The sequence below is a fragment of the Flavobacterium xueshanense genome, assembly GCF_900112975.1.
Taxonomy (GTDB): Bacteria; Bacteroidota; Bacteroidia; order Flavobacteriales; family Flavobacteriaceae; genus Flavobacterium; species Flavobacterium xueshanense.
Genome location: NZ_FONQ01000011.1, coordinates 1 through 21,990 on the forward strand (window position 1 = coordinate 1; position 21,990 = coordinate 21,990).

Annotated in this window: 15 protein-coding genes; 7 read left to right on the forward strand and 8 right to left on the reverse strand. The window is 32.3% G+C overall.

Annotated elements, in window-relative coordinates:
* Positions 1–518 precede the first annotated feature (518 nt).
* The 5 genes from BMZ76_RS10775 (at position 519) to BMZ76_RS10795 (ending at position 7,978) form a co-directional block, all read left to right on the forward strand.
* Positions 519–908, forward strand: a complete 390-nt coding sequence (locus tag BMZ76_RS10775; RefSeq protein ID WP_091205999.1) for a hypothetical protein — start codon at positions 519–521, stop codon at positions 906–908.
* A gap of 207 nt (positions 909–1,115) precedes the next feature.
* Positions 1,116–1,436: a hypothetical protein gene (locus tag BMZ76_RS10780; protein WP_091206003.1), complete on the forward strand. Its 321-nt coding sequence runs from the start codon at positions 1,116–1,118 to the stop codon at positions 1,434–1,436.
* A gap of 108 nt (positions 1,437–1,544) precedes the next feature.
* Positions 1,545–5,885 carry a CusA/CzcA family heavy metal efflux RND transporter gene (locus BMZ76_RS10785; protein WP_091206007.1) on the forward strand — a complete coding sequence of 1,447 codons (4,341 nt, stop codon included), beginning with the start codon at positions 1,545–1,547 and terminating at the stop codon, positions 5,883–5,885.
* Between the two features lie 211 nt (positions 5,886–6,096).
* Positions 6,097–7,224, forward strand: coding sequence for an efflux RND transporter periplasmic adaptor subunit (locus tag BMZ76_RS10790; RefSeq protein ID WP_091206012.1), 1,128 nt, complete (start codon positions 6,097–6,099; stop codon positions 7,222–7,224).
* 94 nt (positions 7,225–7,318) lie between these two features.
* Positions 7,319–7,978: a M15 family metallopeptidase gene (locus BMZ76_RS10795; protein ID WP_091206015.1), complete on the forward strand. Its 660-nt coding sequence runs from the start codon at positions 7,319–7,321 to the stop codon at positions 7,976–7,978.
* Positions 7,979–7,981: 3 nt separating this feature from the next.
* Here the strand turns inward: BMZ76_RS10795 and BMZ76_RS10800 are convergent, their stop codons facing one another.
* The 8 genes from BMZ76_RS10800 to tsaD form a co-directional block, all read right to left on the reverse strand.
* Positions 7,982–8,548: a hypothetical protein gene (locus tag BMZ76_RS10800; RefSeq protein ID WP_091206020.1), complete on the reverse strand. Its 567-nt coding sequence runs from the start codon at positions 8,546–8,548 to the stop codon at positions 7,982–7,984.
* 2 nt (positions 8,549–8,550) lie between these two features.
* On the reverse strand, positions 8,551–9,732 hold the full coding sequence (locus BMZ76_RS10805) for a class I SAM-dependent methyltransferase (RefSeq protein ID WP_091206023.1): 1,182 nt from the start codon (positions 9,730–9,732) through the stop codon (positions 8,551–8,553).
* A 2-nt stretch (positions 9,733–9,734) separates the two neighbouring features.
* On the reverse strand, positions 9,735–10,826 hold the full coding sequence (locus BMZ76_RS10810) for an AI-2E family transporter (RefSeq protein ID WP_091206027.1): 1,092 nt from the start codon (positions 10,824–10,826) through the stop codon (positions 9,735–9,737).
* A gap of 78 nt (positions 10,827–10,904) precedes the next feature.
* Positions 10,905–11,849, reverse strand: coding sequence for a zinc metalloprotease (locus BMZ76_RS10815; protein ID WP_091206031.1), 945 nt, complete (start codon positions 11,847–11,849; stop codon positions 10,905–10,907).
* A gap of 259 nt (positions 11,850–12,108) precedes the next feature.
* Positions 12,109–13,056, reverse strand: a complete 948-nt coding sequence (locus BMZ76_RS10820) for a zinc metalloprotease (RefSeq protein WP_091206034.1) — start codon at positions 13,054–13,056, stop codon at positions 12,109–12,111.
* A 500-nt stretch (positions 13,057–13,556) separates the two neighbouring features.
* A complete protein-coding gene (locus tag BMZ76_RS10825) occupies positions 13,557–14,195 on the reverse strand; it encodes a DUF4159 domain-containing protein (RefSeq protein WP_091206037.1) in 639 nt (212 codons plus the stop codon).
* 11 nt (positions 14,196–14,206) lie between these two features.
* Positions 14,207–14,914 carry a 16S rRNA (uracil(1498)-N(3))-methyltransferase gene (locus tag BMZ76_RS10830; protein ID WP_091206040.1) on the reverse strand — a complete coding sequence of 236 codons (708 nt, stop codon included), beginning with the start codon at positions 14,912–14,914 and terminating at the stop codon, positions 14,207–14,209.
* A 3-nt stretch (positions 14,915–14,917) separates the two neighbouring features.
* Positions 14,918–15,940, reverse strand: coding sequence for a tRNA (adenosine(37)-N6)-threonylcarbamoyltransferase complex transferase subunit TsaD (gene tsaD / locus BMZ76_RS10835; protein WP_091206043.1), 1,023 nt, complete (start codon positions 15,938–15,940; stop codon positions 14,918–14,920).
* Between the two features lie 262 nt (positions 15,941–16,202).
* On the opposite strand from tsaD, the gene BMZ76_RS10840 reads away from it, so the two are divergent.
* Together BMZ76_RS10840 and pfkA are read left to right on the forward strand one after the other, a co-directional pair.
* Positions 16,203–20,573 (forward strand): translocation/assembly module TamB domain-containing protein, encoded by a 4,371-nt coding sequence (locus BMZ76_RS10840; RefSeq protein ID WP_244281796.1) that lies wholly within the window; start codon positions 16,203–16,205, stop codon positions 20,571–20,573.
* Positions 20,574–20,957: 384 nt separating this feature from the next.
* Positions 20,958–21,944: a 6-phosphofructokinase gene (gene pfkA / locus BMZ76_RS10845; RefSeq protein ID WP_091206050.1), complete on the forward strand. Its 987-nt coding sequence runs from the start codon at positions 20,958–20,960 to the stop codon at positions 21,942–21,944.
* Positions 21,945–21,990 lie beyond the last annotated feature (46 nt).

The window sequence follows — 21,990 nt, forward strand, 5'->3', positions numbered from 1 at the left end:
CCTTAGATTACAAAACAATAGAAGAATTCTGGAAACAGAAAAATAATTTTAAAAATGTTGCTTAACTAATACTGCGGGTTTTATTTGCATATCCACCATGAATTTTTAATTTTTTTATTTCCCTAAATAAGATGCATCATGTTACAGGAATGATTAATGTCATCAAACCAGTACAGTTTTATCACTTTTTCATTCCGTCCATATAACGATCACCATTCCTACTAATATTTTACCGATCTTTTTAAAAATACAAGCCAAATTATTTAGTGCTGGCAGCTTCAGATTACAATTTGAAAGAAAAGATATTCTTATTTATAATTGATTGAAAATTAGCTTAATGTGAAATAACGAAATATAATATATCTGTTTATTCTTTGACAGAAAACAGTATAATCTAAAAGTCAGCAAAATTGATTCGCTATTATCAAAATTAGCTCACAGTTTCGGGATGTTAAGATTCATATAATATTTATTTTACAAATTATTGGCAATCAATAAAATTTATTACTTTTACAATCTTGAAAAAAATAATTGCCATATCATACCTTTTTGTTTTTTTGTGTGCTAACACAGAGATGGGACAATTATTGAAATTACCCAACTTTATACAACACTTTTCAAATCATCAAAAGGACTACAATAGCCAGAATATTTCATTACTTGATTTCATAGTTATTCATTACAATGATACTCAACATCATTCTGATCAGGAAAAAGATAATCATCAAAATTTACCTTTTAAGACTATTAACCAATCTGTTAGTACTGTTCTTGCTTTTGAAAACATAACCGAATTTTCATTTCGCAAACCAATTACTATTTCTGTAAATAGTACTGTTCCGTTTGCTCCGGAATTTTACAATTCGGATTTTTTTTCATACATCTGGCTTCCTCCCAAATTAAGTTAAATTAATTTTTCAATGCTTAATGAATGATATTGTGAATATTTCTAATTAAGTATTAAAAAGTACTTTGCTATATAATTGTAGCAAATCTTTCTTTGCATGAATTTCACTAATATTATGTATTAAAAAATAAGTTTTTTAGTGAATTAATGCATATGAATAACTAGAATCATTTTTTAGCCGCATACGCTATGAATTGACTTTTTAGGAATGTCAAAGACATGCTCAATTATTTTTAACACTAAAACATCAGAAATCAAAACAATTGAATCAATCGCATTAGTCATATTTTTGTTAGTTGTATCAACAACAATTTCGCATGAACAAGTAAGTATCAATACTGTTAAAACGTCACATGGTGTAATAATACAAAATTCAGGCGAATACAAAATTGAAATGGTCGCAAGAGAAAACAATATTAGTTTTTACGTACTGAATGCGAAAGGAAAAATGGTTTCAAATAAAAAAATTACCGGCTCGGCTGTTTTTACATTTTTTAATAAAACAAAAGCAACAAATCCAGTTTCTTAAGACATGGTTGTTTTTCAGAAATAATGAAAAGACAGCCAGTACAGTTACAATAAAGTTTAAAGGCCAGTATACATTATACGCAATGAACATTCATTTATAAAACAAATTATGCTAAATAAAATTATTGAGTTTTCAATCAAAAACAAACTCATTATTGGACTGTTTATTTTTGCGCTCATCGGATATGGGAGTTATCAATTTACCAAATTACCAATTGATGCCGTCCCTGATATTACAGATAATCAAGTTCAGGTAATTACTTCAGCGCCATCACTAGGTGCGACCGATATTGAACGACTGATTACTTTTCCAATTGAACAAGCCAACAGTAATATTCCTGGACTGAAAGAAATTCGTAGTTTTTCTCGTTTTGGTTTATCAGTGGTTACCATTGTTTTTAATGATGCAACCGATGTGTACTGGTCAAGACAGCAAGTAACAGAACGATTAAGTGCTGTTAAAGACCAAATTCCCAACGGTATTGGAAATCCAGTTCTTGCACCGGTGACAACAGGTCTAGGCGAAATTTATCAATATGTTGTACGAACTAAACCCGGTTACGAAAAAAAATACGATATAACTGAATTAAGAACCATTCAGGATTGGATTGTTCGCCGGCAGTTATTGAGCGTTGAGGGTGTGGCGGAAGTAAGTAGTTTTGGTGGAAAATTGAAACAATTTGAAATAGCGATTGATCCCAATAAATTGCAATCCTATGATATCACTATTACTGATGTTTTTACGGCTTTAGAAAAAAACAATCAAAATACAGGCGGCGCTTATATTGAAAAAGGGCCTAAAGTTTTATACATCCGCAGTGAAGGATTAATTAATACTATCGAAAATATAAAAGAGATTTCCATTAAAAACACTAGTAACGGAAGCCCCTTATTCATCCGTGATGTCGCTGATGTTCGTATTGGTAGTGCTATTCGTTACGGAGCAATGACTTTCAATAAAAAAGGAGTGCAATCCGGCGAAGTTTCAGGTGCAGTAGTAATGATGTTAAAAGGAGCCAATAGCAATGTGGTTATTAAAAACATAAAGGATCGTATTGCACAAATCGAAAAAACACTACCCGAAGGCGTTATTCTGGAACCTTTTATAGACCGTACTAAAATGGTGAATAATTCTATTTCGACTGTCGAAAAAAATTTATTGGAAGGTGCATTAATCGTTCTCTTTGTTCTTATTTTCTTTTTAGGAAACATACGAGCAGGATTAATTGTGGCTTCAGTTATCCCTTTGGCTATGTTGATAGCGGTCATATTGATGAACATGTTTGGGGTGAGCGGTAATTTAATGAGTTTAGGAGCATTAGATTTTGGATTGATTGTGGATGGTGCCGTTATTATTGTCGAAGCGTGTTTGTTTAGTTTACACAGCAGAAAAACTGCTCAAATTTCACAACAAGAAATGGACAACACCGTATTAAAAACGTCAATAAAAATGCGTAATGTATCCGTTTTTGGGGAATTGATTATATTAATTGTATACATTCCCATTTTTACTTTACGCGGTATTGAAGGGAAAATGTTTTTACCTATGGCGCAAACCATTGCATTTGCTCTGTTTGGTGCTTTTGTTTTGTCGCTGACTTATGTTCCGATGATGACTGCTTTATTTTTAAATAAAAAAATATCTCATAAAAAAACTTTTTCAGACAGAATGATGGAAAAACTAGAAAATTTCTATCAACCCCTTCTGAACAAAGCATTGGGAATTCCACGAACAATTATTGGCGCAACTTTGGGTTTATTTGTTTTAGCGCTGATTATACTTTCGTTTATGGGTGGCGAATTTATGCCCTCATTGGAAGAAGGAGATTTTGCTGTAGAAACAAGAGTTTTGCCGGGTAGTAATTTGCAAACTTCAATGACTGCGATTTCACAGGGTGCAAAAATACTAATAGAGAAATTTCCCGAAGTAGAGAAAATTGTAGGCAAAACAGGAAGTAGCGAAGTTCCTACCGATCCAATGCCCATTGATGCAAGCGATATGATGATCATTTTAAAGAACAAAAGAGAATGGACTTCTGCCAAAACTTTTGATGAACTGTCAGAAAAAATGGCAAAGGAATTGGAAGCTGTTCCTGGGGTTTCCTTTGGTTTTCAATATCCGGTTCAAATGCGTTTTAATGAATTGATGACAGGTGCCAGGCAAGATGTAGTTTGTAAAATATTTGGAGAAAACTTAGATACGTTGGCTTTGTACGCCAATAAATTAGGTAAAATTGTAAATACCGTAAAAGGAACTTCTGATCTTTATGTAGAAACCGTCACCGGAATGCCACAAGTTGTAATTGATTATAATAGAGCTTCGATTGCTCAGTATGGCTTAAACATTCAGGATATTAATCGAATAGTAAATACCGCATTTGCAGGACAAAGCACTGGGGTTGTTTATGAAGACGAAAAACGATTTGATTTAGTGGTTCGCTTAGAAGGAGAAAAACGGCAGGATTTGGCAGATGTTCAAAATTTATTAATACCAACGTCCACGGGTTCGCAAATTCCTTTATCACAATTAGCAAAAGTTGAAATTACTGAAGGCCCAAATCAGATACAAAGAGAAGATGCCAAACGTAGAATTGTAGTTGGTTTTAATGTGCGGGGACGTGATGTGCAAAGTATTGTAAAAGAACTGCAAGGTAAAGTTGAAACTCAAATAAAATTTCCTGCGGGTTACTATGCAACGTATGGCGGTGCTTTTGAAAACTTAAATGAGGCCAAAAACCGTTTGATGATCGCTGTTCCGGTTTCACTACTATTAATATTTATTTTGCTTTATTTTGCATTCAATTCCGTAAGACAAGGACTGTTGATTTATTCGGCAATTCCACTTTCGGCAATTGGAGGTATTTTCTTTTTAGCGATGCGGGGAATGCCATTTAGCATCAGTGCCGGAGTTGGTTTTATAGCGTTATTTGGTGTAGCGGTTCTGAATGGCTTGGTATTAATTGCAGAATTCAACAATATTCGAAAATCAGGTGAAACCGATTTAAAAGCGATTGTCCTGCAAGGAACCAAAATACGATTACGCCCCGTTTTAATGACTGCATTTGTAGCATCATTGGGGTTTTTACCGATGGCATTGAGCAATGGTTCTGGTGCAGAAGTACAAAAGCCATTGGCAACTGTCGTAATCGGAGGTCTGTTGGTTGCAACATTTTTAACTTTATTTGTTTTACCAATTTTATATATCATGTTTGAAAAAGGAATTAAATTAAAACCAAAAAAGATAAAATCAATTACAACAGTTCTGTTACTAGGATTGTTTTTTTCTTTTCAAAATGCAGCTGCTCAAGAAAAAATTTCAATAGAAAGAGCGATTGAAACGGCTCTTTCAAATAATATTAAAATTAAAAACGAAAAACTAAATTCAGAGTACTTGCAAAAAATGACCAAAACGGGTTATGATATTTCCAACACGGGAATTATAAGCGAATATGGTCAGTTTAACAGCAATGCAAATGATATGAAAATTGGTATTTCGCAAAGCATAAAATTTCCGACCGTCTACAAAAGGCAACAACAACTCTTAATAGAAGAAGCCAAAAAGGGGCAGTGGAACGAAGCTTTGCAAAAAAAGGATCTAATCAGACAAGTAACAGTTGTGTTTTACGAAATGTTGTATTTAAAAGAAAAGGAAAAGCTGTTGCTTAAAAGCGATAGTATATATTCTGATTTTTTAAGAATCTCAGCTCTTCGTTTTGACAAAGGTGAAAGCAATATTTTAGAAAAAGCAACCGCTGAAAACCAATCCGGACAAATAAAAATTCAGCTTTTGGGATTACAAAGTGATTACAAAATAATTCAATATCAATTCAAGTATCTACTTAATTCTGATAAAGACTTTATTCCGATATCAGATAAATTTAAAATGGAATTTACCGAAAATTTAAATAAAAATGTTATTAGCAATCAACCCATTATAAAACTATTTGAGCAAGAAATAAATAGCAGCAAAGCGGAAATTGCTCTTGAAAAATCAAAAAAATTGCCTGAATTAATCGGCGGTGTATATTGGCAGACTTTGAAAACAAATGTGGAGTTTCAAGACAGTTTTAATGGTATTTACGGACAATTTGGAGTGGCGCTTCCATTATTCAATACAGCGATAAACAACAGGAAAAAAGCTTTAGAGATAAACACTCAAATAGCTGAAAATAATTTAAATAATGAAAAACTAAAACTAGAAAGCAAGAATCAGGAATTACTTCAGGAATTTAAAAAACACAAAGAAACTATTGCTTATTACGAGAGTCAAGCTTTGAAAAATGTTAATTTAGTAACGAGAGCTGCTAATGATAAATTTTTTAATGGTGACATTAATTATCTGGAATGGGTAATGCTAATTAATCAAGGTACCGAAATTCAAAGTAATTATATTGACGCGGTTAAAAAATTAAATATAAGTGTTGTTGAACTTAATTATCTTTCTAATTAATAATGATTTTAAAACAAATATTGATTGAACCTTTTAAACTATTAGAAAGCAAAACCTTTGCAAAGTTTTAGATGGCACAAACGATCAGTGGGGAAAAAGTGTATAATTCACACTTTGCATTTTCACGTTATTATTTTTAAGCCAAATATTAATTTTCAAAATAAATATAATAAAATCGCAAATTTGCAAACACCAAAATATAAATACTATCATGAGTAAAAACATAATCATTATAATACTGGCAATAGTATTTCTTTCTTCCTGTCGAAACAAGAAAACGGAAAGCGAAACGGAAGCCACTTCAACTGTCGGAAATATTACAACTCTTACTGATGCACAAATAAAAAATGCAGGTATTGTAACGGGAAAAATTGAGCAAAAAGAAGTATCATCTACCTTAAAATTAAATGGTGCGATAGATGTACCGCCTCAAAGCTTAGTGTCTATAAGTGTGCCGATGGGTGGTTATTTAAAATATACCAAACTTTTAGAGGGAATGTATGTAACCAAAAGACAAGTTTTGTGTGTTGTAGAAGATCAACAATACATTCAACTGCAGGAAGATTACCTTTTGGCGAAAGCAAAAATAGGGTACGCAAAAGCCGAATTCGAAAGACAAAGAGAACTCAACCGAAGCAAAGCCAGCAGCGACAAAGTGTATCAACAAGCACAATCAGAATACAACTCACTATCGGTAATGGTGCAATCGTATGGAGAGAAATTAAAATTTGCAGGGATTAATCCAAATAATGTTTCTACAAAGAACATTTCAAAAAGCATCAATATATATTCGCCAATAAGCGGTTATGTATCTAAAGTAAATGTAAATATTGGCAAATATGTAAACCCAAGTGATATCTTATTTGAAATTGTTAATCCATCTGATATTCATTTGGCATTAACCGTATTTGAAAAAGACATCAATAAATTGGCTATTGGTCAATCGGTATTGGCATATACTAACACTAATCCCGACAAAAAATATCATTGCAAAATTATTCTAATCGGCAAAGATTTTACCGAAAACAGAAGCACCGAGATGCATTGCCATTTTACAAACTTTGACAAATCGCTTTTACCTGGAATGTATATGAATGCAGAAATTGAATTAAAAAGTCAGCAGTCAAATGTATTGCCATCTGATGCTATTGTGAATTATGAAAACAAGAATTATGTTTTTATTGCCAAAAAAAACAAACAATTTGAAATGAAAGAAGTTACAGTAGGAATTATAGAAAATGAATTTACTGAAATTATTTCAGAAGATTTGAATGAAGCAACTATTGTGATTAAAGGTTCATATTCACTCTTAATGAAAATGAAAAATGTAGAAGAATAAAAATGCTGGATTCAAGTTGCAAATGCAACTCTTTGATTCAACATATAATTTGAAATCCCTTTTATTATTCTATTTTTATAAAAAAATAGCAGTTATGACTTCTTATTTTAAATCTCTTTTATTACTTTGTTTACTTTTTTGTGTTTTTTCCTGTACATCACAAATCATCATTTTTGATGTACAAGAAAAAAATGCTCCAATTATCAATGATACTGTATTTGTAAATTTAAAAGAGTACAGCCAAGATTTTGTCTATGATATGAAGTATGCCACAAATGATAATTTTTTAAAAGCAAAAGTGTATGATTGCGCCGAATGTTTTTTACGTTTGAAAACCGTGAAAGCACTCTTGGAAGCCAACATAAAATTCATGAAAAACGGATATAAAATCAAAATTTTTGATTGTTATCGCCCTTTGGATATTCAAAAAAAAATGTGGAAAATTGTCTCTAACCCGAAATATGTTGCCAATCCGGCCAAAGGTTCCATTCATAATAGAGGCGGAGCGGTAGATATTACGCTCGTTGACAGCAAGGGAAAAGAATTGCCGATGGGAACAGATTTCGATTTTTTTGGAATAGAAGCAAGTCACAATTATCCGAATGTTTCAGCAAAAGTAGAACAAAACAGATTATTATTGAAAACAATTATGACCAGCAGTGGATTTAATTCTTTCGATTCAGAATGGTGGCATTACAATTTGAAATCCGGTTTATATGATAAGGTTTCAAATGTTAAATGGGATTGCAAATAGTTTTTATTCAATACATTTTAAGTTGTCAATGAAATAGTTTTCCGGAAAGTAAATTTCATTTGTTAATTCAGATTTGAACTCTTTTTTGAAGACGTAATCTTCTGTATCAGTCAAATATTTAATTCGCATCATGAATACGGGCGAGTTTTTTAATTCTTCAAAACTACCCTTCACAAACATAAAAATTCCGGAATTAACTCTATTATCAAATCCTTTCTCATCGCGTATCATGGTGCCGCAATTTTCTTGATCGATGTGAATTAGCGTAATTATTTTTCCATTGTTTAACTGTAAAAACAATTTAGAATTTTTATCAAAACAATTGGCTTTCAAAAAGTCTTTACTTTTATTGATACTCTGAACGTTCAATGTTGGTAAGCCATCTGTTAATGCCAAAGAATAAAAAATATAACTCGAATTCCCTGCAAAATTCTTCTCGCTAATCATGTATTCTTTGGTTGATTTATAAGTCCCAATGGAATCATTTACGTTAGCGCTGTAATCACATGGTTTTTGAGCGAATAAATTAAAACTGAAAAGAAATAAAGTCAGTGCAATCAGATGTTTCATTTTTATGATATTTTGGTGCAAATTAAAACAATTTTATGATTATTTATATCGGTTGTGAAAAAACAATACACATTTCCACCGTCTTTTATTTTCCATTTTTTTCGAATAATTTCAACACTGTCGGGGAAATTTCGGATGGTTATATTTGCTTGTGTTTTTTCTAAATAAGTTTTCATTTCCGTTTTATTATAAGTAATTGTATTCTGAATTTCAAAAATGCGTCCTGGGAAGGGTATAAGATCTTTCAAAGTGTATAAATGGGAATGTTTGTGTAGTTTATTTAAGTTGTAAAAGGAACCTACTTCATCAAATCCACCTGATTTCATAATGGAGCTGTTAGGCTCGTAAAGATATTTTTGAGGTAAACTGAAGTTTGGTAACGTAAAATTATCGTTCAAATTAAAATGAAATGTTTCCATTTTATCTTTTACAATATTAACGGTTTTGATGTTTACATTTCCAAAATAATCTTTGTGCAATTCCCACATTAATTCTTTTACTTCATTTTCTAAAGCTACTATGTGAATCGTTTTAACGTGTTTCAATTCGGATAAACCCGCGGTAATATCAAGAAGTGGTGCAGTTTTTATTAGAATGGCATCTGAATTTCGAAAATAAAAATCAAGATTTTCAGGAACATTTGGTAAACAATCCTTCAATATGAATACTTTCCCTTTGGCATCATTTCGTCTGGAAGGATCAATATAAATCCAATCCCATTTTGTATTTAAAGTGTTTAAAGTATCTAAACTATCTCCTGAATAACAAGTGATATTTGTAACATTTAATTGTTCAAAATTGTGTTTTACAAGATTAGAAAGAACTGGATTAATTTCGCAATGGGCTACCTTTTTTATTTTTTTTGCAAAATAATAATCGTCGACACCAAAACCTCCCGTTAAATCGATTAGAGATTCACCGGATATTATGGAAGTTTTGTATGAAGCTGTTTTTTCGGATGATGTTTGTTCTATCGAAATTTTACTTGGATAAATAATATTTTTAGTCGAAAACCAATTTGGCAATTTATCTTTTGCTTTTGTTTTGGCTTCTATTTGATTCAAAACAGAAATCCAATCCAAATCTTCAAAGGGATTTTTTTGAAGTGCTAGCTTCGATATACTTTTTCCAATATTGTCATTGATATACGCCTGTATTTTGGCATTTAAAATCCTTGAATCCAAAATTAAATATCTTTAGTTAATAGCATGATAATTTTGTTTTCCGGGAAGAATTCTTTACCCATAACTTTTATTATTGTGTAAAGCGGCACTGCCACTATCATTCCTAATATTCCAAAAAGGAAACCTGCAATTAAGATTACAAGAAATATTTCCAGCGGATGTGATCTTACGCTTTGAGAAAAAATAAATGGCTGAGATAAATTGTTATCAATTATTTGAACAATCCAAAAACCTATTAAAACATAAATGGTGGTCGGCAAAATTTCAGATTGGAAATCACTTCCTAAATTGCTCAACATGGTTAGAATTGCAGCTAAAAAAGATGCTATAAGTGGACCAATGTATGGGATAATGTTTAGTACTGCACATAAAAATGCTATCACAAGGGAATTAGGAACTCCAAAAATGAATAATACAATTAGGTATAATAGGAATACAATGAATAATTGAAGTAATAATCCAATGAAATAACGCGATAACAAGCGGTTTATTTTTCCCAAAGAATGTAATATTTGTTCTTCATGGCTGTTTGGAATTAGTTTTTTTACTCCTAAAATGAACATTAGTCGGTCTTTTAAAAAGAAAAAAGTAATAAATAGTACGGAACCTAATCCTACACCCAAACTACTAATTGTGCCTAAAATTGTATTTAAGAAGTTAGGAATGAAATTAAAATTTATTTTAGAGGTAATGTTGGCATCTTTTAAAACCTGTGCAGAATCAATTTGGTGATTGTCTAAAAACACAGTGATTTGATTGATTAACTGGACTATGTTTTTTTCAATTTCAGCAGTGTTAAGAAGTGACAGGTTTTGCCCTTGAGATAAAATCAAAGGAACGAACATCATTATAAACCCGGATATGATTAATACGAAAATAATCAAAGTTGCTATGGTCGCAAAAATATGATTGAACTTTAACCGCTTTTTAAAAAAGTCTAAAATAGGATTTCCTACTAATGTAAGTATGAACGATACAACAAGGTAAATCAATACGGATTGAATTTGATAAAAAAAGAACAAGATTATACCACATAAAGTTAGTGTCATTAATGCTCTAAGAATCCCATTTGAAATGGTTTTTGATGTAATCATGTTTCTATTTTAGATTGTAAATATAAAAAAACTCGCTAACAAGTAGCGAGTTTTAAATTCTAAAAAACTAAAAAAAAATTATATTCCGAAACTTGCTCTTGCTCCACCTGAAACAAATATAGCAGCCATTCTTGATTTTTGTCCGTTAGAGAACATATACATTCCTCTATCATCCGTGTAATCCATGTAGTTCATTGTCATTTCTACCGGAGTTCCAGTACAAGTGCTGTAGTGAGGATAAGCTGGAACACCATAGTTCGAAGTGTTGTGCGTAGGTGTATCAGAAACATAATCACTTCCACAAGTTGCATCACCCCAAATGTGACGTAAATTCATCCAGTGACCTACTTCGTGAGTAGCTGTTCTTCCTAGATTAAATGGCGCTGTTACCGTCCCGGTAGTCCCGAATGCATTGCTATCCATTACTACCCCATCGGTCGACGATGCACCTCCGGGAAATTGTGCGTAGCCAAGAATACCACCACCCATATTACAAGACCACATGTTTAATACAGTTGTTGGTGTAGTAGGAACGATTCCAAGTGCTGATTTTTTCATCGAATCGTCTGTGGACCAAGATGTTGTAGTAGTAGATCTTCTCTTTACACTTTGTAATACAAATGTAATTCCAACATTTGCTTTTACTCCTGAAAATGCTGCTGGAACTGAATTATAATCAGAATTTGCAGCATTAAAATCTTTATTCAATACGTCAATTTGGGATTGGATTTGTGCCAGCGAAATATTTTCAGCTGTAGTTCTATACAATACATTTACTACAACTGGAATTTCTACTTTACCGTTCACTAAACGTCCAGATAACATTGCTTTTTCAGTAAAAGCTTCAATTTTATTCATTCTTAAAACTAATGATGGATCAGCTTTCATTTGAGCAGTCAATACTTCATGAGAAGCACAACCGCGACGTAATGTTGCACTTGCTTCCGGAGCAGTTTCTGTCGCATCATTTTGACAAGAGAAAAGCATTAAAAATGCAGCGGCAGATAAAAAAATTTTTTTCATAATGAATTTGTTATAAATTAATAGTTTTGGTTAATTATGTTACAATTTTATAACAATTTTTCTTAAAAAAAAATTTTATTATTACTTATTTATAAAATAGTTTAAATTATGCTTTTTGGATAAGAACAGTATATATGTTTAAAAAAAATTTGTGCTGTTAATAGGTTATTTATCGTAATGAAGAAAAATAAAGTCATTGTTCTTATAAATAAAAATAGGCGACTTTTTAGGTCGCCTATATTATAAGTTTATTTAGGAATTATACTCCAAAACCTGCTCTTGCTCCACCTGCAACAAAAATTGCAGCCATTCTTGATTTTTGGCCGTTAGAGAACATGTACATACCTCTATCATCTGTGTAATCCATGTAATTCATAGTCATTTCTACTGGAGTTCCAGTACAAGTGCTGTAATGTGGGTATGCTGGAACACCATAGTTTGCAGTATTGTGTGTAGGAGTGTCAGAAACTAAATCACTTCCACAAGTTGCATCACCCCAAATATGACGTAAATTCATCCAGTGACCAACTTCATGAGTAGCTGTTCTTCCTAAGTTATAAGGATAAGCACCTGATCCGGATAATCCAAAATATTTTGAATCAACTACAACACCATCAGTAGTTGTTGATCCTCCAGGAAATTGCGCATAACCTAAGATTCCGCCACCAATAGTACAAGCCCACATATTAAGCGTTGTTGTTGGTGAAGTGGGGTCTAAACCGCCTTGTTTTGTTTTTTTCATAGCATCTCTTGTGCCCCATGAAGTTTTAGTAGTAGATTTTCTGTTTATTGTTTCCAAAACGAAAGTAATTCCAACATTTGCAGCAACTCCGGAGAATAAAGCTGGTGTACTGCTAAAATCTGAATTAGTAGCATTAAAATCGTTGTTTAATACATCGATTTGAGATTGAATTTGAGCATCAGATATGTTTTCTGCCGCTGTTTTGTACAGTACATTCACTACAACAGGAATTTCAACTTTCCCATTTACTAAACGACCAGTTAGCATTGCTTTTTGAGTAAATGCTTCTATTTCGTTCATTCTTAAGGCTAAAGTAGGGTCAGCTTTCATTTGTGCTACAAGAACGTCTTGAGAGGCACAACCACGTTGAGTTAAAGCATTAGTTTCTGGTGCTGTTTCTGTAGTGTCATTTTGACAAGAAAAAAGCATTAGTAATGCGGCAGCAGATAAAAGAATTTTTTTCATAAAAGTTTTGTTATAAATTAATAGATATGGTTAATTATTTCACAATTCTATAACAATTTTTTCAAAAAAAAAATTTATATTATAAAAAAAAACAAAAAAAATCATTTTAGTGGTTTAACTGCTTTTAATTAATTGCTGGCATCTTTAATTTACAAGTACTTTCATACAAAAAATTTAATGCAAATCCTCTTGCTGGAAATGATAGTTATAATGAGGTCAATTAAGATATATTTTATCATCAAATAAATAGGTGTCATAAATATCTATCAAATTAATTTTTTTGATTTTGCCGGACACAAACTTCAGTAAGTTGTTGTTTCTATTTTTAAGTATTTACAAGTGTAAAATCTGCTTATTGAAATGTTTTAATTTTCATCCGAATTCTTCTTTTTCTTAAATTATTTATATTGAACAAATACGAAAATATTTAAATGGAAACGGCCTATTCAAATTTAAATTGAATAGGCCGTTTTAAATTGAAACCCTGAAAATGCAACTCTTTAATTATTAAAAATATAATTTAGGATATTGGCACCCATTTTTAGTGCTTTTTCACGAACTTCAATCGGATCATTGTTGACTTCTGGATCTTCCCAGCCGTCACCTAAATCGCATTCGTACGTGTAAAGCAAGACTAATTTGTTTTCTATAAAAATTCCGAAAGCTTGTGGTCGTTTGCCATCATGTTCATGTATTTTGGGTAAGCCATTTGGAAAAGAATACGGTTTTTGAAAAATCGCATGACTGGCAGGAATTTCTACTAAGTTATTTTTTGGGAATATTTTTTTTATTTCTTTTTGTATGTATTGATCCATACCATAATTATCGTCAATATGGAGAAATCCTCCGGCCAGTAAATAGTTTTTAAGATTACTTACTTCCGTATCATTAAAAACAACATTTCCATGTCCTGTCATGTGAACGTAAGGGTATGAAAATAAATCAGGACTTCCTGGTTCAACTGTTGCTGGCTTGGTTTTTATTCGGGTGTTGATATTAGCATTACAATATTTTATTAAGTTTGGCAGTGATGTCGGATTTGCATACCAATCGCCACCGCCACTGTATTTTACCAATGCAATCTCTTGAGAAAACAAGTGTGTTGAAAGGATTAACAAAAGATAAAATAGTTGCCTCATAATTGAATCAGTTATTCCTCATTGACAAATACTACACTGTGACAGGCAACTATTGCAGCAGTTTCTGTTCGTAATCTTGTGTTCCCCAATGAAACTGCTGTGAAGTTATTTTCTAGAGCCAATGCAATTTCTTTTTCGGAAAAATCCCCTTCAGGACCTATCAATATTGTAATATCTTCATTTGGTTTCAAAATTGATTTCAGTGTTATTTTATCCATTTCTTCACAATGAGCAATCAATTTAACGCCTTCATTCTTTAGTTTTATAAATTCTTTAAAAGTAGTGGCCGGATTCAATTTAGGAAGATATAATTCATTGGATTGCTTCATGGCGGTCAATAGAATTTTATCAAAACGCTCGTTATTAATGACTTTTCGTTCCGAGTGATCGCAGATAATTGGTGTGATTTCATGTACACCTATTTCGGTTGCTTTCTCCAAAAACCATTCGTAACGATCATTCATTTTAGTTGGCGCAACAGCCAGATGCAACTTGAATTTTGAAGGAGCTGCTTTTTCAAAAGAAATAATTCTAACCGTGCATTTACTGTCGGAAGCTAATGTGATTTCAGTTTTAAATAAAAGGCCTAAACCATTGGTCACATATAAGAGGTCAGTATCTTTTTTGCGCAATACTTTGATGATATGTTTGCTTTCTTCTTTATCGAAAGAAAAAACTTCAGTGGATTCCGTAATAGTTGGATTGTAAAATAATTGCATAATTTATAATTGTATTCTTGCTTTAGAAACTACAGCGGAAGTTTCAAATGTTTGTGTTAAAAATTTTTGATAACCCACAATCCCAATCATTGCAGCATTATCAGTTGTATATTCAAATTTTGGGATAAAGGTTTTCCAACCGTATTTGTTCTCCGTTTCTTTCAATGTACTTCTAATTCCGGAATTGGCGGAAACGCCGCCGCCAATGGCAATTTGTTTTATTCCCGTTTCTTTTACAGCTAATTTTAACTTGTCCATTAAAATTTCAATAATTGTATGTTGAATTGAGGCGCAAATATCATTTAGGTTTTCTTCAACGAAACTTGGATTTTCTAATTTTTTCTTTTGAATAAAATATAAAATAGCTGTTTTTAGGCCCGAAAAACTAAAATCCAAACCGGGAACTTTAGGTTTTGTAAATGCAAATGCTTTTGGATTTCCCAGTTGCGCATATTTATCAATCAAAGGACCTCCGGGATAAGGAAGACCTAAAATTTTTGCGCTTTTATCAAATGCTTCTCCAACCGCATCATCAGTAGTTTCGCCAATCACCGTCATATCAAAAAAGTCGTCCACTTTAATAATTTGAGTATGTCCACCACTTATGGTCAGCGCCAAAAACGGAAAACTAGGCTTTTCAAAACCATCTTCATCGATAAAATGAGCTAAAACATGGGCTTGCATGTGGTTTACGGCAATCAGTGGAATTTGTAGCGCAACAGCCATTGATTTAGCAAAAGAACTTCCCACCAAAAGCGAACCCATAAGTCCTGGACCTTGCGTGAATGCAATTGCGGAGAGTTGTTCTTTTTGTATCTTTGCTTTACGTAACGCTGCATCGACTACGGGAACTATATTTTGTTGGTGCGCACGAGAGGCGAGTTCCGGGACCACGCCTCCATATTGACTATGAATGAGCTGGTTTGCCACAACATTTGACAACACTTTGTCGTTTTGTAAAATGGCAGCAGCAGTATCGTCACAGGAACTTTCGATAGCAAGAATAAAAACCTCAGGATTTTGCATAAAAAGGCACAAATTTTGAATTACATTTGACGGGTCAATTATAGAAAAATTTTTTTGTCAAAAACCAAAATTAAAAAATTTTTATCAAAAGCACCCAGTTTCTCATGGCAAAATCAAATTTTCGAACATTAAATAGTAAATAGGTATCAAAAAAGTTATAAAAATAGCGCTGCGCTTGTTGCTGGGACTAATCCTGCTTTTGTTGGTACTTGCTATTGCGCTTACTATGCCAGTTGTTCAGACGAAAATTGCACACTACTTCATGAACAGCATCAATAAAGATTTTGGAACTAATATTGCTATTGACGGAGTTGCCGTTTCCGTTTTTGGAGGCGTGAAATTTAAGAAAGTCTTGATTCGTGATCATCACCAAGACACTTTAATTTATTCAGAGAGAATTGCTACCACAATTTTAGAAAGTACAAAATTACTTGATGGCGATTTGATTTTTGATGGATTAGATTTGCATGGATTGCTTTTAGATTTGAAAACGTATAAAAACGAAAAAGAATCTAATCTTGATAAATTTATTAAAGCTTTTGAAACCGGTAAAACTTCCACTAGAAAATTCTTGCTCAAAGCAAATAAGTTGCAAATTTACAATGGACGTTTTATTGTAACGGACCAAAATCGCGAAAATCCAAAAGACTTAGATTTTACGAAACTGAATGCCTCCGTAACCGATTTTTTGATATATGGTCCGGACGTGACTACCAATATAAATAAAATGTCTTTTCTTGACTTTCGCGGATTATATGTTAAAAATTTGAAATCAAAATTCACATATTCCAAGAAAAATTTAAAGCTTGAAAATCTTGATTTATTGACCAAGGAATCAACGCTGGTTGGAACTGTTTTATTGAATTATAAAATTGAAGATTTTTCTAATTTTACTGATAAAGTACTGTTTGATATCCAATTGAATTCGGCTTCTGTAGCATCAAATGATATTCGTTATTTTTATAAAGAAATTGGTAAAAACCAACATTTTTACACAAAGGCAATTATTAAAGGTACACTAAACGACTTGAAATTTAAAAACTTGGAGTTAGTTGATGACCGCAAAACACAAATCAACGGAGATATTAATTTTAAGAATCTGTTTGCCAAAAAAGGTCAAAAATTCTCCATGTATGCTAAGTTTGATAAGTTAACGTCCACTTACGGAGATTTAGTGGTTATTCTGCCGAATATTCTGGGAACTAAATTACCTACTTCATTAAAAAAATTAGGACGATTTTCAGCATCGGGAACTGCGACTGTTTCAACCACTGCCGTAGAAGCTGATTTTTCTATGATTACTGCACTTGGAAGAGTCACTTCAAATTTAGAGATACAAAACATCAATGAAATTGATAAGGCTTCTTATTTAGGAAATGTAATTCTAGAAAATTTTGACATTGCGACTTTATTAGATCAAAAAGCATTGGGCAGGGTAAGTTTGAATATTGATGTGGACGGAAAAGGTTTTAAACAAAAATATTTAAACACAGCTATCAAAGGAGACATTAGTCAAATAGAGTATAAAAGTTATAATTACACCAATATTGTTGTCGACGGTACGCTTAAAAGTCCTCATTACAAAGGTCAAATTTCTGTTAATGACCCCAATTTGAGTATGATTTTTGACGGTTTATTGGATTTAAGCAAGAAAGACAGTCGTTACGATTTTCATATTAATGTTGAAAATGCCGATTTGAATAAATTGAAACTGATAAAAGATTCCGTTTCTGTATTTAGAGGAGATGTTGTGGTTCAGGCTTCAGGAAATAATATTGAGAATTTTCAAGGAAATGTGTATATCAATAAAACGTCTTATCAAAATGCGAAAGACACTTATAATTTTGATGATTTTGCCATAAATTCAACTTTTGATAATAACAGAATTCGAACGATAACTGTAAATTCGCCAGATATTGTTCAGGGTGAAATTGTGGGTAAATATGAATTTAATCAATTGGAGAATTTGGTTAAGAATTCTCTGGGAAGTCTTTACACCAATTTCAAACCGAGTAAGGTAAAGAAAGGACAGTTTTTGAAATTTAATTTTTCTATTTACAATAAAATTATTGAAATATTTTATCCGGAAATTTCAATTGGTTCCAATACTATTGTCAAAGGAAATATCAGTTCCGATAATCAGGAGTTTAAACTCAACTTTAATTCTCCGCAAATTGTGGCTTCCAGCAATACATTTGACAATATCAGAATTTCGGTTGATAATAAAAATCCACTTTATAATGCTTTTATAGAATTGGATAGCATCAAAACAAAATACTATAAAATACGTGACTTTAGTTTGATAAATGTTACGATGAAAGATACCTTATTCTTTCGATCAGAATTTAAAGGAGGTCCAAACGCAGAGGATTATTTTAATCTGAATTTATACCATACTATAAATAAGGATAATAACAATGTGGTAGGAATTAGTAAATCGGAGGTGAAATTCAAGGATTATCTTTGGTTTTTAAACGAAATTGAAACACCAGACAACCAGATTGTTTTTGATAAATCATTTAAGAATTTTGACATCGATAATATCATATTATCGCATGAAGATCAGTCGATTTCGTTAGATGGAATTTTTAAGGACACAACCATTAAGGATATAAAGCTGAGTTTTAAGGATGTTGATTTAAATCAGATTACGCCTGCCAATAACAAGTTTGTCGTACATGGAAATATAAATGGAGAAGTCAATTTCAAGCAAAATAAGGACGTTTATCAACCTACAGCTTCAATAATAATTGATAAGCTAAACGTGAATAAAACCGATTTGGGGACTTTGAATTTTGATATTGAAGGAGATGAAAGCCTGAGAAAGTTTACTATAAATTCGGATTTAGAAAATGAAAATCTAGAATCATTTAATGCTGACGGAAGTTTTGAAATCGTTAACAAAGAAACTATTCTTGATTTGAAACTTAAATTTGACAAATTTAATATCGCCACATTAAACTCGCTTGGTGGAGAAGTATTGTCTAATATTAGAGGTTCTATTTCAGGGAATTCTACCATTGAAGGTAATCTTAAAAAACCAAATATTAACGGACGACTTTATTTAGACAATGCAGGTATTACAATTCCGTATCTAAATGTTGATTATGAATTAAGTGACAACACCATTATTGATTTAACAGATGAGAAATTTCTATTCAGAAACAATACGTTGAAGGATACAAAGTACGGAACAGTAGGAAACTTAAACGGTAGTATTGAACACAATAATTTTACGGATTGGAAATTAGATTTAGCGATTAGTTCAAAAAGATTATTAGCGTTAGATACTAAAGATAGCGAAGATGCAGCCTATTATGGTACTGCATTTATTGATGGTAGAGCAACAATTAAAGGTCCAACTAATGCCTTGTTTATAAAAGTAGAGGCTAAATCCGAGAAAGGAACTGCTGTTAAAATACCAATTAATAATGCCGAGAGTGTGAGTGATAATATCTTCATTCATTTTGTCACAGCTCAGGAAAAATATAACGTAAAGAATGGTATCGTTGGAAATGCAAGGAATTATAACGGACTGGAATTAGAATTTGATTTTGATATTACACCGGATGCCGAAGTGGAGGTTATTTTGGATCGAAATACTGGTCACGGAATGAAAGGAAAAGGGTTTGGATCGTTATTGTTTAAAATCAACACTTTAGGACGATTCAACATGTGGGGTGATTTCCAGGCGTATGAAGGAACTTATAATTTCAAATACGGTGGACTTATTGATAAGAAATTTGAGGTTAAAAAAGGAGGTTCAATCACATGGGAAGGTAACCCTATGAAAGCGCAGCTCAACCTAGAAGCGATATACAAAACATCGGCAAATCCAGCGGTTTTATTAGATAATTCTTCTTTTAATACTAAAGTCCCAGTTGAAGTTGTGATAGGCCTTCGAGGCGATTTGACTAGTCCGGAACCTGATTTTAATATTGAATTCCCAACCGTCAGTAATGTATTAAAATCGGAAATTCAATATAAATTAAATGATAAAGATGTTCGTCAAACGCAGGCATTATATTTGCTCTCTTCTGGTGGATTTTTAAGTCCGGAAGGAGTTAGTCAGTCTGATTTTTCCGGAAGTTTATTTGAAACTGCTTCGAGTATTTTAGGTGGAATCATTCAATCAGATGATGAGAAATTTAAAGTAGGACTTAATTTTATTGGCGCTGATAGAAGAATAGGAAAAGAAACTGATGGACGATTTATTGCCACAATTTCGTCAAAAATTAATGAAAGAGTTACTATTAATGGTAAGCTGGGAGTTCCTTTTGGAGGGATAAATGAATCGGCTATTGTGGGCGATGTTGAAGTTTTATATAGAGTGAACGCGGACGGAACACTTAATTTACGCCTGTTTAATAAAGAAAATGACATTAATTACGTTGGTCAAGGAATTGGATATACACAAGGTTTAGGGGTTTCATACGAGGTTGATTTTGAAACTTTTAAAGAGTTTGTCAATAAGATTTTCAAAAATCTTAAATTTGATGATCTTCCCGCTCGTGTTTCTGAAGATCAAGATTCGAATTTATCTCCGGCGTATATTAATTTTTCTAAATCAAAAAAAACAAATACTGAAAAAATCAAAAAAAATCAGGAAGGATTACCTCCTGAAGAAAACTAATTACAATACTTATTATAATTAAGTCTTTACAATTTTGTTTACCTAAAGGCATTTAGAAAAAGGTTTATTTAGAAAAAAGCTTTGGAATTAATTTTATTCCAAAGCTTTTTTTATTATGTTGTTTCCTGTTGTTCTTTACCTGATTTAGTATCCAGAAATAATACAGTGAATGCACTTTTTTAACAATTAAAAAACAACCAAATTGTTAATTGTTAAATAAAAGTTGCTTATTTTTTAATTTTGTTAAATAAAACTCAATTTATTTTTGTTTTCCAAAAACTTATCAACGAAAACGTTTGAATTCATATAGTTATACTAATTTATTGAAAACACAGTCTTGAAAGTGGTTAATGTTTGTTAATTTTACACTTTAATACTTAAATAATGCCAAAAACAATAAAAAAAGTTGGTGTTCTGACTTCGGGCGGAGACTCGCCGGGAATGAACGCAGCAATTCGATCAGTTGTTCGTACTTGTGCTTATCATAACATAGAATGTATAGGAATTTACAGAGGGTATCAGGGAATGATTGAAGGTGACTTTAAAGAAATGGGGCCTCGAAGTGTAAACAACATTGTAAATAAAGGAGGGACCATTTTAAAATCGGCTCGATCTTTAGAGTTTAAAACTCCAGAAGGAAGAAAAAAAGCATACGAAAACCTTACTAAAGCAGGAATTGATGCTTTAGTGGTAATAGGAGGCGACGGAACTTTTACCGGTGGTTTGTTATTCAATACTGAATTTAATTTTCCAGTAATGGGAATTCCGGGAACTATAGACAATGATATTTTTGGAACAAGTCATACTTTAGGGTACGATACCGCATTGAATACTGTCGTGGATGTAATTGATAAAATTAGAGATACTGCCAGTTCGCACAACAGATTGTTCTTTGTAGAGGTTATGGGTAGAGATGCCGGTCATATTGCATTAAATGCAGGTATTGGAGCAGGAGCAGAGGAAATCCTAATCCCTGAAGAAAATTTAGGTTTAGACCGATTATTAGAATCTTTACAAAAGAGTAAGGCTTCTGGTAAATCATCCAGCATAGTAGTCATAGCGGAAGGCGATAAAATAGGTAAAAATGTATTCGAATTGAAAGATTATGTAGAAGCGAATTTGCCTGAATATGACGTGCGAGTTTCGGTTTTAGGTCACATGCAACGTGGCGGTTCACCTTCCTGTTTTGATCGAGTTTTAGCCAGTAGATTAGGTGTGAAAGCCGTTGAGTCATTGATAGAAGGAAAATCAAATTATATGGTTGGATTGCAAAATGATAAAGTAACGTTAACTCCTTTGGAACAAGCAATCAAAGGAAAAACGGAAATTGACAGAGAATTATTAAGAGTTTCAGACATTATGTCTACATAAATGGTTAAAGTTTATTGTGAGGAAATTAGACTTTATATTGAGTTAA